11 protein-coding genes are annotated in these 14,043 nt (G+C 68.8%); 4 read left to right on the top strand and 7 right to left on the bottom strand.

Features of this window, described 5'->3' with window-relative positions:
• Window positions 1-82: 82 nt before the first annotated feature.
• From ACIA76_RS22965 to ACIA76_RS22955, 3 genes are read left to right on the top strand one after another with little or no spacing between them, the layout of a single operon-like run.
• Window positions 83-1,747, top strand: coding sequence for an aldehyde dehydrogenase family protein (locus ACIA76_RS22965; protein WP_397153906.1), 1,665 nt, complete (start codon window positions 83-85; stop codon window positions 1,745-1,747).
• Window positions 1,744-2,586 (top strand): SDR family oxidoreductase, encoded by an 843-nt coding sequence (locus ACIA76_RS22960; RefSeq protein WP_397153905.1) that lies wholly within the window; start codon window positions 1,744-1,746, stop codon window positions 2,584-2,586. The genes ACIA76_RS22965 and ACIA76_RS22960 overlap by 4 nt, the downstream gene beginning before the upstream one ends.
• A 19-nt stretch (window positions 2,587-2,605) precedes the next feature.
• Window positions 2,606-3,469, top strand: coding sequence for a PfkB family carbohydrate kinase (locus ACIA76_RS22955; protein WP_397153904.1), 864 nt, complete (start codon window positions 2,606-2,608; stop codon window positions 3,467-3,469).
• Between the two features lies 1 nt (window position 3,470).
• On the opposite strand, the gene ACIA76_RS22950 is transcribed toward ACIA76_RS22955, so the two are convergent.
• The 4 genes from ACIA76_RS22950 to ACIA76_RS22935 are packed head-to-tail and all read right to left on the bottom strand — an operon-like array spanning window position 3,471 to window position 9,462.
• Window positions 3,471-4,154 carry a nucleoside/nucleotide kinase family protein gene (locus ACIA76_RS22950; protein ID WP_397153903.1) on the bottom strand — a complete coding sequence of 228 codons (684 nt, stop codon included), beginning with the start codon at window positions 4,152-4,154 and terminating at the stop codon, window positions 3,471-3,473.
• 10 nt (window positions 4,155-4,164) lie between these two features.
• Window positions 4,165-4,875, bottom strand: coding sequence for a cyclase family protein (locus ACIA76_RS22945; RefSeq protein ID WP_397153902.1), 711 nt, complete (start codon window positions 4,873-4,875; stop codon window positions 4,165-4,167).
• Window positions 4,872-7,034, bottom strand: a complete 2,163-nt coding sequence (locus ACIA76_RS22940; RefSeq protein ID WP_397153901.1) for a protein kinase — start codon at window positions 7,032-7,034, stop codon at window positions 4,872-4,874. The genes ACIA76_RS22945 and ACIA76_RS22940 overlap by 4 nt, the downstream gene beginning before the upstream one ends.
• 4 nt (window positions 7,035-7,038) lie before the next feature.
• Window positions 7,039-9,462 (bottom strand): serine/threonine-protein kinase, encoded by a 2,424-nt coding sequence (locus tag ACIA76_RS22935; RefSeq protein WP_397153900.1) that lies wholly within the window; start codon window positions 9,460-9,462, stop codon window positions 7,039-7,041.
• Between the two features lie 334 nt (window positions 9,463-9,796).
• Between ACIA76_RS22935 and ACIA76_RS22930 the strand changes: the two genes are divergently transcribed.
• Window positions 9,797-11,185: an amidase gene (locus ACIA76_RS22930; protein ID WP_397153899.1), complete on the top strand. Its 1,389-nt coding sequence runs from the start codon at window positions 9,797-9,799 to the stop codon at window positions 11,183-11,185.
• On the opposite strand, the gene ACIA76_RS22925 is transcribed toward ACIA76_RS22930, so the two are convergent.
• From ACIA76_RS22925 to tilS, 3 genes are all read right to left on the bottom strand, one after another.
• Entirely contained in the window at window positions 11,186-12,061 is an 876-nt protein-coding gene (locus ACIA76_RS22925) for a LysR substrate-binding domain-containing protein (RefSeq protein WP_397153898.1), read from the bottom strand. It lies immediately after the preceding gene.
• A gap of 361 nt (window positions 12,062-12,422) precedes the next feature.
• The gene (hpt, locus tag ACIA76_RS22920) at window positions 12,423-12,980 is read right to left on the bottom strand and encodes a hypoxanthine phosphoribosyltransferase (protein WP_397153897.1); all 558 of its coding nucleotides are present in this window, start codon (window positions 12,978-12,980) and stop codon (window positions 12,423-12,425) included.
• A gap of 82 nt (window positions 12,981-13,062) precedes the next feature.
• Window positions 13,063-14,043: a tRNA lysidine(34) synthetase TilS gene (gene tilS / locus ACIA76_RS22915; protein ID WP_397153896.1), complete on the bottom strand. Its 981-nt coding sequence runs from the start codon at window positions 14,041-14,043 to the stop codon at window positions 13,063-13,065.

The following is a 14,043-nucleotide window of genomic DNA, read 5'->3' as shown; positions in this document are numbered from 1 at the left end:
CGTCACGGCCAAGAAGTCGCCGCATAATTGTGTCACGATCATAGTTCAGTGAACCACTTCACAACCCCGCAATGACGCGCACGTGGGAGAGCAGATCGTGACCAATACCGGCTCGGCTCCCGAGCAGCCGAAGACGACCACAGCCCGCAAGACCGCTGCCGAATCCACTCCCCGCACATCCACCGCGACCGCCCCGCGCCCGGCGACCGTCGCGACCCAGATCGAGGTGCTCAACCCCGCGACGGGCGAGCCGGTGGGCACGGTGCCGAACACCCCGGCCGACGCGGTCGCCGCCAAGGTGCGGGAATTGCGCCTGTACCAACAGGAATGGGAGGCGATCGGGCCGGAGGGCCGCAAGGAGTGGCTGCTGAAACTGCAGGACTGGCTGATCGACAACACCGATCGGCTGGCCGATGTGCTGCAGTCGGAAACCGGTAAGCCGCGGATGGACGCGCTCATCGATCCCAGCTTCGCGGTCGATCTGGTCGGCTACTACGCCCGCCGCGCCGCGAAGTTCCTCGCCGACGAACATCCCGCCCCGCACAGCCCGCTGGCCCGGCTCAAGCGGCTGACCACCGTCTACCGGCCCTATCCGGTGGTCGGGGTGATCACGCCGTGGAACTTCCCACTGGCCATGCCCGCGCTCGATGTCATTCCCGCACTCGCCGCCGGTGCGGCCGTACTGCTCAAACCGTCCGAGGTGACGCCGCTGTCGGCGCTCGAATTGGCCCGCGGCTGGGCCGAGATCGGCGCCCCGCCGGTATTCGCGGTCGTGACCGGCGCGGGCGAGACCGGCGCGGCCGTGGTCGACACCGTCGACTATGTGCAGTTCACCGGGTCCACCGACACCGGTCGCGCGATCGCGACCGCGTGCGCCCGCCGGCTCGTTCCCTACAGCCTGGAATTGGGCGGTAAGGATCCGGCCATCGTGCTCGCCGACGCCGATATCGACCGGGCCGCATACGGAATCGCGTTCGGCGGCCTGTTCAACGCCGGTCAGGTCTGCATCTCGGTGGAACGGGTCTACGTCGAGGCGCCGGTCTACGACGAATTCGTCGCCAAGCTGACCGACCATGTGCGCAGCCTGCGTCAGGGCATCGATGACCGCCGATCCCGTTACGATATCGGCGCTTTGGCGAACCGGACGCAGCAGAGCATCGTCGCGAACCACGTCGAGGACGCACTCGCCAAGGGCGCGCGGGCTCTGACCGGCGGCAAGGCGACAGGCATCGGCACCTTCTTCGAGCCGACCGTCCTGGTCGACGTCGACCATCGGATGACATGTATGACCGAGGAGACCTTCGGCCCCACCCTGCCGGTGATGAAGGTGGCCGACGAGACCGAGGCCGTCGCCCTGGCCAACGATTCGATCTACGGCCTGTCCGCGTCGATCTGGACCGGGGACAAAGCCCGCGGGGAACGCCTTGCGCGGCAATTGAATACGGGTGCGGTGAATATCAACGACGTCTTCGCCAACCTGTTCAACTTCGCCCTGCCGATGGGCGGCTGGCAGCAGTCCGGCATCGGCACTCGCTGGGGCGGCGCGGCCGGGGTGCGCAAATACTGTCGCGCACAAGCGATTACGACGCCGATGCTGCCGACCCAGAAGAAGGAACCGTTCTGGTTCCCCTACAGCACAACGAAACTCGGTCTCGCATTGACGGCCATGCGTGCCACGGGTGCGCGGGGCATGCGCCGGATCGGCGTGCTGGATGTCATCAATACCGTAGGAGGTAAGGGCAAGTGACGGATTTCGGCATCATTCGCGGCAAGGTCGTGGTGATCACCGGCGGCGCCCGCGGCATCGGGCTGGCCACCGCCACCACGCTGCAGCGATACGGCGCGAAGATCGCCATCGGGGATGTGGACGAGACGGCGGTCAAGGAGTCCGGCACCGCACGGGATTTCGATCATTACGGACGGCTCGACGTCACCGATCAGCAGTCGTTCGGTACCTTCCTCGACGAGGTGGAACGACGGCTCGGGCCGATCGATGTGCTGGTCAACAATGCCGGAATCATGCCGACCGGCAAGGTCATCGATGAACCGGACGCGCTGACCCGCCGCCTGCTCGATATCAATGTGTACGGCGTGATCCTCGGCTCCAAGCTGGCGCTGGCGCGGATGTTGCCGCGCGGCCGCGGGCACATCATCAACATCGCCTCGCTGGCGGGTGAGACCCATATCCCGGGCCTGGCCACCTACAACGCCACCAAACATGCCGTGCTCGGCTTCACCGACACACTGCGCGAGGAGTACCGCGGCAGCGGATTGTCGTTCTCGTCGGTGCTGCCGACCCTGACCAAAACCGAACTGATCTCCGGTGTCCCGACGCCCCCGCTGATGCCGCGCCCGGCCGAACCGGCGGAGATCGCCGAGGCCATCGCCAAACTGCTGGTGCAGCCGCGCTCGAAGGTGCGTGTCACCCGGGCCGCCGGCCTGCTCTCGCAGGTGGTCGGCCTGTTGCCGGAGCCGATCGGCGATGCCGTCGCCCGGGTCTTCGGCTCCCAGCACGCATTCCTCGAACAGGTCGACGCGGGCGCGCGAAAGGCCTACGAGCAGCGGGTGCGCACCGAGCCGCAGTGATCTCGCTACTGTCGCAGACATGGCGACAGCGGTATTCGTAGGTCTCGCAACGCTGGATATCGCGTATGCGCTGGACCGCTATCCGGATGAGGACACCAAGACCCAGGCCCGCGAGGCATTCCTGAGTGCGGGCGGTCCGGCCGCGAATGCCGCTGTCGCCTATGCCTTCCTGTCCGGCCGCACGCCCGCGCTGGTGACCGCGCTCGGGGAGCATCAACTGGCGCAGATGATTCGGCACGATCTCGACGAGCACGGCGTGGCACCGGTCGATGTCACCTCGGCCGGGGCCCAGCGCCCGCCCATCTCCTCGGTCATGGTCGCCACCGGCGCCGGCACCCGCACGATCGTCTCGCTGGACGGTTCACAGATCTCGGCCCCGTTCCAGCCGCGCCAGCTCGGCCCGCTCAACGATGCGGCCGTCCTGCTGATCGACGGCCACTATCCGGAGCTGGCGATCGGATTCGCCACGGCCGCCAAGGCCGCCGGGGTTCCGGTGTTGCTGGACGCCGGGCGCTGGCGCGCGATCCACGCCGAACTGCTGCCGCTCACCGATATCGCCATCTGCTCGGCGGCATTCGCCCCGCCCGGCGTCGAACCGGAGGATCTGTTCGATCATCTGCGCGGGCTCGGGGTCGGATATGCGGCGATCACCCACGGCGGCAAGCCGATTCGCTATGTCACGCCGGACGGCCGCGGTGAGATCGAGGTCGCCGAGACGCCGGTGATCGACACCCTCGGCGCGGGCGATGTGCTGCACGGCGCGTTCTGCCACTATTACGCTGCGGGACAGGCATTTCCGGACGCGTTGCGCCACGCGGCGGAGGTGGCGTCCGCCTCGTGCGGGTACCTCGGCACGCGCGAATGGATGCGGCACCGGGAATGATTCACTCCACCAGATAGTCCCGCCCGGCCGCACGCAGCACCAGATCGGCGCGCTCGCGCGTCTTGGCCACCAGCTCCACATTCATCAGATCGCTGCGCGCCACCTTGTCCCGCGCGAACGCCTCGCTCTTGCCGCCGCGAATATGCCGTTCCAGCAGGCGTTCTCGCAATTGCTCGACCGGCGCGTCCAGATACCAGGCCTCGTCGAGGTATTCCCGCACCGCCGACCATCCGGCGCCGCCGTAATCGTCGAGCAGCAGATAGTTGCCCTCGGTGATGATGAGCGGCTGCCGATCGAACGTCACGCCGTCGGGTACCGGCTCATGCAGTGCGCGGTCGTAAGTCGGCCACGAAACCCGCTGTCCCACCGGAGTTTCCCGCACCGCCCGCAGCCGATCGAGATATGCGGCGACATCGAAGGTATCGGGCTCCCCCTTGCGCGGCAGCGCCCCCGACACCCGCAGCTCGGCATTGGTGACATGAAATCCATCCATCGGCGCCACCTCGGCCGCTCCGGCCCCGGCCCGCGCATTCACCGCATCGCGCAGCGCGGCGGCGAAGGTCGACTTCCCCGCACCGGGCGGCCCCGCGATCCCCAGGACGAACCGCCGCCCGCGGCCCTGCGCCCGCGCCCATACGCGCTCGGCCAGAGCGCCCAGGGACCAAGCGGCATTCTCGCTGATCACCGCCCCGACACTACCCCGGGATCAGCGCGAGGACGCCCGCCGGACCGCCCGATCCGCCCCGATAGATCGGCCCGCCGACCAGCACCCACGCGCCGACGGGCGGCAGCGCCGCCAGATCGGCCAGGCATTCGAGGCTGATCCGGTGCTCGCGATACAACAGCCGCGATACCCGATACTCCGCGTCGGTGCCCAGATCCGGCCCGAAGGTGTCGATGCCGAGCGCGCCGCGGCGACCGAGGCGGCCGGTGCCGAGCAGCCAGCGCACGGTCTCGGGCGCGAATCCGGGCTGGTGCCCCGCGCATTCGCCGGTCCCGAGGAATTCGGGCGTACCCCAGAGGGCATCCCATCCGGTCCACGCCACGATCGCCGCCTGATCCGGGATCCGGCCGTGCGCACGCTCCCAGTCCCGCAGATCATCCACCGTGATCGCGTAATCCCGGTTCCCCGAACATCTCTCGCGCATATCGACCCGCACCGCGGGCAGCAGTAGATCCGCCGGATCCAATTCGTCCGCCGCCAGTCCCTCCGGATCGAAATGTCTCGGTGCCCCCCAATGCGTCCCCGTATGCTCCCCCTGCCGGATATAGCGCAGGTAGTAGCCGTCCCGGTCGATCTCGGCCACGGTCTCGACGACGAAGGCCGGATCCCCCGGATACAGCGGCGTGGTGGCCGGATCGTGCACATGCGACAGATTCACCACCCGCCCGATCGGCGCGCTCACCGCGCGCCTCGCCCGACGGCGCGGATCAAGGCCCGCAGATCCACCTCCGACAGCCGAAACAGCCAGTAGCTCAGCACGAATGCCACGATGCCGCCCACGCTCAACGTCCGCATGGGCCCGACCACCAGGCCCAGCTGCCCATCGGGAACGAACGTCGCGCTGGCGACCGCCAGCAGCGGCACCGAGGCCGCCGCGGCCAGATAACCATTGCTCCACCGCGCCAGCCGGCCCAATTGCCGCCCGTCCTCGGGACCGACCGGCCCGGCCACCAGCAGCTGGGGATACAGCGAACGCACGGCATAGACCGTGGCGAGGAAGAACGGATAGGCCAGGGCGATGGTCGCGCAGACGACCTGGGCGATATAGAACTGCACGAAGTTCCGGGACGGCAGCGCGACACCGGTGTACATCAGGGCGAGCGGCCACAACACCCCCGCCAGCAGCCACATGCCGAACGGTACCCAGACCAGCCGGTCCCCGAGCGACAGCGTCTCTCGCCGCGCCCGCGCCAGTGCGCCCGCCGGATATCCGCGCCCACGCGAAAGTCGATGCGCCGCAACCAAGGCCCGGCGGCACAGCATCAACATCACCACCGATGCCAGCGGAAACGCGATCGCGTTGTTGACGAGGGCAACCGTCTGGAACCGCTGCTGATCCCCCGCCGCCAGCCGATCGACGATCAAGATCTGATTGAGCCGGATGTTGTACAGGCTGGCAAGCAGATTCGGCACCCCGACGCAGAGCGCCGCGATCAGCAGCGGCCACCGACGTGCCCGATGCCGGAGACTGTTCGGCGGCGGATCCACCAAATCCCGGGCCCGCTGGTCCAGGCACAACTCCAGCTGTCCGGCGAGTTCGGATCCGGATTGCCAGCGCCGCACCGGATCCGGATCCAGGCAGCGCAGCAGCACCCGTCGCAGGGTCGCGGGGGTATCCGCGGGGAGGCGCTCCAGCGCGTCCGGGCCGACGCCCGCGTCGTGCGCACGCCGCAGGCTGGTCAACGGGTCCGGATCGGCATCGGCCGGATCGTCGAACGGCCTGGCGCCCGTGAGCATTTCCCAGAGCAGGACACCCAGGGCGAACAGATCGACGTGGGCCTGCGGCGTCGGTGCGGCCGGATCGATCAGCGCGGCCAGGCGTTCGGGGGCCTGATACGGCAGCGCCTCCGGATCGATGGCGAGCGCGGCGTCGCGGCCGAAGTCGGCCAGCTTCGGCACCCCCTCCGCGGTGAACAGCACATTCGCCGGTTTGACCGCGCCGTGTGAAACGCCGTGCTGGGCGGCGTAATCCAATGCCACCGCGAGTCGGCTGCCCACCCATGCGACGGTCTCGGGCCAGGACAGCGCCGAGATCTCGTGCCGCACAGTGGAATCGGTCGGCCGGATCTCTCCCCGAGCCTCCATCGCCTCGTCCACCGAGCGCAACAACACGCCCCCGCCATGCGGCGTGGTCGAGCGGATCAGCCGCAGCAGATCGGCGCCGGTGCCGCCGGGCAGATACTGCATGTACTGCAGGCGCAACGCCGCAGCACTCACCGTGGCCACCACGCGCTGGTCGAAGACCCGCACGATGTACTGATGGTCGAGCTGGGCCACCCGGCGTGGATCGTGCTCGTCCCCCGCCTCGACCCGCAACGCCACCAGGCGTTGCATCGACAGCTGCCGGGCGAGAAATACCTTCGCGGAGATCCGGCCGCCCAGCTCGGTGAGCAGATCGAAATCGTCGAGCCGGATGCCGACCTCGATCCCGATCGGCATCGCCGTGACGACCTCCACTCGCCCGGGCCCAGCATCGGAATCATCGAATCGGCGGTGCAGCTGGGCGGCCTGCTCCGGATACTCCTCGCAGAACTCGCGCAATCCGATCGCCTCGTATCGGCGGCGCAGCGCGTACTCCTCGCACACCAGCTCGAGGAATTGTGCGGTGCCGATCAGATCCGGAAAGTCCTTGCCGTATTCCGACATTCGCCGGCCCGAGCCCCGCCGCCGCCAGCGCTGGCGCTGGTCGATCCGGATCAGATCGGCCAGCATCGCCAGCCGGACCACCCCACCGTCGGGAATGTAGTGCGCCAGCGGCGGCGGCTCCGCGCGCGATTCACGCAGGGCGGTCTCCCAGTCGGCGGCGAAGCGCGCGACCGTCGCCACCGAGGCGGTATTCATATCCTCATCTTCCCGCCCGCGGCGACGAGTCCGGGGCACGCCCCGCCGTGGGGGCGATCACGCGCTCCAGCGCGCGCAGATCCGCCTCGAGCGCGCGGAACAGCATATAGGCGATGAGAAACGCGGCGATCGCGCCCACGCAGAGGAACCGCACGGTCACGATCACGCCCGGAATGTCCTCGGACGGAAGGAAAGTCACGCCCGCCACGGCGAGCAGCGGCACCGAGGCCGCCACCGCCAGATAGCTCGTGCTCCGTCGGTCCAGTCGGCGCAGGCGTTCCACCTCGGCGACACCGACGTCACCGTGGCGCAGAAAGATCGGAAAGATGCTGCGCACCATATAGAACGTCACCAGGAAGAACGGATAGGCGACCGCCATCGCGCCACAGACCAGCAGTGACCAGAGGAAGTGGACCAGTATCGGCAGCGTGACCCCGCCGTTGACCAGCTGCAAGGCCACCGGGAAGACGATCGCCGCCACGCTCCACAGCGAAAACGCCACCAGCACAGCACGATCACCGAGCAGCAGCGCATCGGATCTGGCCCGGGCCAGCGTCCGCGGATCGTAGCCGCGCCCCTTGCGCAGCCCGCGGCGGACCATGAGCAGCGACCGCGAAAGGTACACCAGCACCGCGATTCCCACCGGGAAGAACACCGCGTTGACGACCGCGGTGACGATCATGAACGTCTGCTGCGCCGGCTCGCTGAGCCGGTCGATGATCAGCGTCCGGTTGTGCTGGATATTGAACAGCGAGGCAACGACATTCGGAACTCCGATGGCCAGGAGCACCACCAGAATCAGCCACGGCCGCAACCGAAACCGCCAGCTGTGCGGCGGCGGATCCACCAGATCACGGGCCCGCGCGTCCAGGCACAACTCCAATTGCTGGGCCAATTCCGCACCGTCGCCCCAGCGCTCGTCCCGCTCCGGCGCCAGACAGGTCAGCAGCACCCGGTGCAGCGCCGCCGGACAATCCGGCGGAATGCGGTGCAGCGCGGCCGGATCCACCCCGGCCCAGCGCTGGTTCAGCATCTGCTGCAGCGTGGTGACATCGCCGTACTCGCCGGCGGTGGTGTCGTCGAAAGGCTTCGCCCCGGTGAGCAATTCCCACAGCACCACGCCCAGGGAATAGATATCGGCACGGGTGTCCAGGTCGCCGGGAGTACGGCGATAGCCGGGGTGACAGGCCTCGAGCTGTTCGGGGGACATGTACGACAGCGATCCGCCGAAGTAGGCGACCGGACTCGAGCCCTCGAGGCCGCGGCTGAAGCTGATGTTGAAATCGGCCAGCTTCGGCACGGCCTCGGCGGTGAGCAGCACATTGGCGGGTTTGACGTCGCGGTGCAACACACCCTGGCTGTCGGCATAGGCCAGCGCCTCGGCCAGGCGGCGGCCCAGCCAGGCCACGGTCTCCGGCCACGACAGCGTCGCGAGTTCGGCGCGCACGCTGGAATCGGTCGGGCGAATCTCACCCTTCTCCTCCATCGCCGCGTCGACCGCGTCGAGCAGCAACTGCCCGCTGCGCTGTGCGGGCGGGGTGGCCCGCACCCAGCGCAGTGCGCCGAGCAGCGTGCCGCCGGGCAGAAACTGCATGTACAGCAGGCGAAGTCGGCGCACGCCGAGATCGACCCCGGACTCGAGGATCGGGTCGTCGAGCAGCCGCTGGTCGAAGACCCGCACGATGTAGTCGTGATCGAGCTGGGCCAGCGTCTGCGGTTCGGTACCGCGATCGGCGGAGATCTTCACCGCGACCAGCCGCTGCAGCGCGCGCTGGCGGGCCAGGAACACCCGGGCGAAGGCGCCGCTGCCGAGGCCGGTCAGCAGATCGAAATCGTCGATGCGCTGCCCGACCCGGATGCTGTCCAGGCCGTCGGTGTCGGGCGGTCGGCTCAGATCCGTGGTGGTCCGGGCGGCGTTGCCGGTCCCTGTGGCGGTCGCCGCGGCGAAGGTCGCGGTCGAGTCCGGGGCGGCGCGCCGGGTGCTCTGGTCCTCGTCGTCGGCATTGAGCAGGTCGCGTAATTGCGTTGCCTGTTCGGGATATTCGCGCAGGCATTCGCGCGGATCGACCCGTTCACCACTGTGCCGGCGGATCACGAACTCCTCATAGACCAGACCGGCCGGAATTCGATCGGGCGCCAACTCGGGGAATTCCGAGCAGTACTCGTGCAGCCGCTTGCGCACCGCTCCGAGGACGGCCGGCTCGGATCCGTGGTCGGTGGCCCGGCGCAGCCAGCGGTGGCGTAGGTCGATCCGGATCAGCTCGATCAGCGCATGCAGCCGCAGCGTGTCGGCGTCGGGGAGGTAGTCGGCGATCTCGGGGGGACGAGCGTCGGTCTCCCAGGCTGCGGCGAACGCGGCCACGGCACCGAATTCGATTCCGGCCGTTGGTCGCCCGAACCCGCCGCCGGTGTCGGAACTGTAGCTCATATCGCACCTAACGAACCCGGGCTTCGCCCGGATCATCGAAGATCTGGAAGCCGGGTCGACAGAGACCGGGAGACCGGGTCGGCGATGACCCGGAGTCCGGCTCGACGGAGATGACCGAAATCCGCACTGGTCGGTCGCAGGTCGCAGCGAATAGAATCCGCCACACCCCGAGACCATCATTCCCGAGCACTGCCGGAAATGATAATTTGCGCATCGGTACCGAATCACCCATTTCGAGCATGACGCGACGGGGGCTACGAGTATGCAGAACGAGGGCACCGCACTAGCGGACGCGGCATCGACCACTGTCACCGGAGCCACTCAGGAGGTGCCGATGGATACGAACGATGCGGCCGACGCGACGTCCCCGCAGGATTCGCCGGCGGCCGCGCTGACGACGGCCGCCGCGATCGCCGCGGCCGTGCGCGACGGCACGGCTCGGCCCGAGGAGATCCTCGAGGCCGCACTCGAGCGCATCCGCATCGGCAATCCGAAAGTCAACGCTTTCAGTCTGATCCGCACCGAGGCCGCCCGCGCGGAGAGCCTGGCGCTGGCCGAGCGACCCGATCTGGAGGCGCTGCCGCTGGCGGGCGTGCCGATCGCGGTGAAGAACAATGTCGATGTGGCGGGCGAGGTGACCCGCGCCGGATCGCTGGCCGGTGACGAGCGGCCCGCCGAGGCCGATCATCCGGTCGTGCGGCGGCTGCGCGCCGCGGGCGCCGTCGTCGTCGGACTCACCGAGATGCCCGAATTCGGCCTGTTCGGCGTCACCGATACCCCGGAGCGAATCACGCGCTCTCCCTGGAACATTCGCCACAGCGCGGGCGGCTCGTCCGGCGGGTCGGGCGCGGCCGTCGGGGCCGGGATGGTGCCGGTGGCGCTCGGCAACGACGGTCTGGGTTCGGTCCGGATTCCGGCCGCCTGCTGTGGGGTGTTCGGCGTCAAACCCGGCCGCGGCGTGGTACCCGCGCAGATCGGGGTGGACTCCTGGGGCGGTATGACCGAAAACGGTGTCCTCGCAACGACCGTCGCCGATGCCGCGCTGATGCTGTCCGTCCTGGCCGACCGCCCGGCGCTGGCCGAACTCGAACCGCCCGCGCAGTTGCGCATCGGACTCGCCTTCGCCTCGCCGTCACCACTGCTGATGGTCGACAAACAGTGGGCCGCCGCGGCCCGCACGGCCGCCCAGCTGACCGCCGAGGCCGGGCACACCGTCACCTCCGCAACGCTGCCCTATACGGGTGCCACCAGCGCGCTCGCGCTGCGTTGGCTGGCCAATGCCGCGCGCGAGGCGGTCGGGATCGCTCACCCCGAGCGACTACAGAAGCGCACCCGCACACATGCGGCCCTCGGCCGGGCGGTGTTGCGCGCCGGACTGATTCGGCCCGGGCAGGTCGATCGCGTCGAGGCCCGGCTGCTGGACTTCTTCGAACAACACGATGTCGTGATCACGCCCACCCTGGCCGGACCCCCGCCGCGCGCCTTGGCCTGGCATGACCGCGGCTGGCTGCCGAATGTGCTTACCAGCGTGCGGTATTCGCCGTTCACCCCGTTGTGGAATCTGGTCGGCTGGCCCGCGGTGAGCGTGCCGATGGGACTGCATCCGCGTACCGGCACCCCGCTGGCCGCTCAGTTGGCCGGGCCGCCCGGCAGCGAGTCGACGCTGCTGCGGCTGGCGGCCCAGCTGGAGGCCGCGCGGCCGTGGCGGCGCACCGCCGGCTGATCAGTCCTTCGCGGAACCGAATCCGCCGGCCGTCACCCGGTTGGCGAAGTCGAGGATCGTGGGGCGGTCGTCATCCGCGCGCCAGGCCACGGCCAGCTCGCATCGGGCCAGACCGGTCACCTCGCGGGCGGTCAGACCCGGCCAGCGATACATCGGGACATTGCTCTCGGCGAGCAGGCAGACGCCCAGCCCCAGGCTGACGCCCTCGAGCCGCTCCTCGGCGGTCGCGGCCTCGCCGCCGATCTTCGGCTGGCGGCCGCCGCGGCCGTCGTTACCGAGCCAGAAGTCGCGCGCCGCACCGGCTTCCGACGGCATGGCGACGAACGGCACATCGGCCAGATCGGCGAAGTCGATGGTCTCGCGCTCGGCGAGGGCATGGTTCTCCGGTAGTAGTACCCAGCGCGGCTCGGTGCGTAGCACCTGCCAGCGATAGCGGCCGACATCCGGGACGGGCAGCCACATCAGCGCCAGATCGGCCTGGCGCCCGGCCAGCCCGCTGGACGGGTCGGTCCACGACGCCGAGTGCAGGGCCAGGCGGTGGCCGCTGGCGCTCTCCAGATCGGCGATCAGGCCGCGGCCGATCGAACTCTGGATGCCCACGCGCAGCACCTCGCCCGCCTCCTGCAGGGCGACGTTGGTCACTTCCCACAGCTCCAGGATCTTGCGGGCGCCCTCGAGCAGTTCCTTACCGGCGACCGTGAGCGCGACGCTGCGCTGATTCCGGTCGAACAGCACCACATCGAGCTGACGCTCGAGCTGGCGGATCTGCCGGGACAGCGTGGGTTGAGCGATGTGCAGCCGCTGGGCGGCGTTGGTGAAATGCAGTTCTTCAGCGACGGCGACGAAGTACCGCAAGTCGCGCAAATGCGGATCCATAGCACCTTGCTATCAGAATTGGTCTTGGAAATCCAGCTGTATCAGTCCTCGGGGTCGGGATTGAGGCAGAGAAACAGCCGTCAGGTTTGTTAAAGACAGCATAGAGCCTATGTATAACCGCGGCACACCCGCCTCGGCGAATCCGCGGCCAATCTCGAACTTCCCGGTGGCCGTCGGTCATCAGGGCAGCTGATCAGCAGTAACGCGGACCACGCCCGCACGAATCGGGCAGCGCGAAACCCCGGCCGCATCACGGCCGGGGAGCCAGCAACATTTGCCCGAACCGGGCATGCAGGGCAATTGCCCAAGTAGTGAGATTGATCACATCTTCGGCGCGGCGATGGGAGACGCGCCGACCGGGTTAGACGTTGCTGTAGACCTTCGGATTCAGCGTGCCGATATAGGGCAGATCGCGGTAGCGCTCGGCGTAGTCGAGGCCGTATCCGACGACGAATTCGTTGGGGATGTCGAAGCCGACATGCGCGACGTCCACATGGGTGCGCAGGGCATCCGGCTTGCGCAGCAGCGTCACCACCTCGAGCGAGGCCGGATTGCGGCTGGACAGATTCCGCTTGAGCCACGACAGCGTCAGGCCGGAGTCGATGATGTCCTCGACGATCAGCACATTGCGCCCGGCGATGTCCTTGTCGAGATCCTTGAGGATGCGGACCACACCCGAGGAGGAGGTCGACGAGCCGTACGACGAGACGGCCATGAACTCCATCTGGGTCGGAATGGGCAGCGCCTGAGCCAGATCCGCCATGAAGAAGATCGCGCCCTTGAGCACGGCCACCAGCAGCAGATCGCCCTCGGGCGCATCGGCGGGATAACGCTTGGCGATCAGGGCGGCGAGTTCGTCGACCTTCGCCTGGATCTGCTCCTCGGTGATCAGCACCGACGCGATGTCGTCCCCGTACACGTGCGCTGGTTTCCCTTCAAGTGATGTCATGGCACTCACGGCGCTAGCGGGAAATCCGGATGCCGAGCGACACCCGAAACCATTATCGACCCAACGCCAGCGTCAGCCTGCCATGTTCGCGCGCGGCAACCAACCTCGTCCCCGGCTTACCGCCACCGAGTGCCACGCCGCCCTGCCCACGCCAATCGATGACCAGCGCGTCGACCGCGCGTAAATGCTTGTCGGTCAACGCCTTTGCCCCACCGGCGGACAACCACGCCCGCAGCGCCCGGCGGCGCAACGCGATCGGCGCAGTGGCGAGCGTCTCGATCGACAGCGACTCACCATCGGTCGCGGCGGATAGCAACTTCTCGGCAAGCTCATCGAGGACCGCATTGTCGGCGCGCAACTGCTCGGCCGTACGAGCCAGCGCGGGCGCCACCCCGCCGCCGAGCACATCCTCCAGCAGCGGCAGTACCTCCATGCGCAGCCGCACCCGGGTGAACTCCGGCGCGCTGTTGTGCGGATCCTCATGCGGCCGCAGGCCCAGATCGGCGCACAGGGTTCTGGTCGCGGCCCGCCGCACGCCCAGCAGCGGCCGGCCCCACGGGTCGGCAAAGGGCGCCATGCCCTGGATCGAACGCGCGCCGGAGCCGCGGGCCAGGCCCAGCAGCACGGTCTCGGCCTGATCGTCGAGGGTGTGGCCGAGCAGCACCGGCAGGCCGTCGCGCGCGGTGTCCAACGCCGCGTAGCGGGCCCGCCGGGCCGCGGCCTCCAGCCCGCCCGCGCCGCCCACCTCGACCGTCAGCACGCGCGCGGCCCGACAGCCCAGCCCGAGCGCGGCCTCGGCGGCCTCGGCGGCGACCCGATCCGAACCGGGCTGCAGATCATGATCGACGATCAGCGCATCGACCACCTCGGCCTCCGCGACGGCGGCGGCGGTCAGTGCGAGGGAGTCCGCACCGCCGGACAGGCCGACAGCCACCACACCGGCCGGTGCGAACTCCGACAGCCAATTACGCACGGCGCGACGCACATCCAGCGCCGCGGGTGTCTCGGGGAGCGGCCGGGCCCGGCCCGTCAT

Origin of the sequence: Nocardia sp. NPDC051570, assembly GCF_044454005.1 — a bacterium.
Taxonomy (GTDB): domain Bacteria; phylum Actinomycetota; class Actinomycetes; order Mycobacteriales; family Mycobacteriaceae; genus Nocardia.
The sequence above is the reverse complement of the archived record's forward strand: the minus strand, read 5'-3'. Positions and strand labels throughout refer to the sequence as shown.

Excerpts from the sequence above, each read along its gene's own strand:
- ACIA76_RS22955 (WP_397153904.1), top strand. The coding sequence starts at position 2,606 with ATGGCGACAGCGGTATTCGTAGGTCTCGCAACGCTGGATATCGCGTAT.
- ACIA76_RS22940 (WP_397153901.1), bottom strand. The coding sequence starts at position 7,034 with ATGAATACCGCCTCGGTGGCGACGGTCGCGCGCTTCGCCGCCGACTGG.
- ACIA76_RS22935 (WP_397153900.1), bottom strand. The coding sequence starts at position 9,462 with ATGAGCTACAGTTCCGACACCGGCGGCGGGTTCGGGCGACCAACGGCC.
- ACIA76_RS22930 (WP_397153899.1), top strand. The coding sequence starts at position 9,797 with ATGGATACGAACGATGCGGCCGACGCGACGTCCCCGCAGGATTCGCCG.
- ACIA76_RS22925 (WP_397153898.1), bottom strand. The coding sequence starts at position 12,061 with ATGGATCCGCATTTGCGCGACTTGCGGTACTTCGTCGCCGTCGCTGAA.
- tilS (WP_397153896.1), bottom strand. The coding sequence starts at position 14,043 with ATGACGGGCCGGGCCCGGCCGCTCCCCGAGACACCCGCGGCGCTGGAT.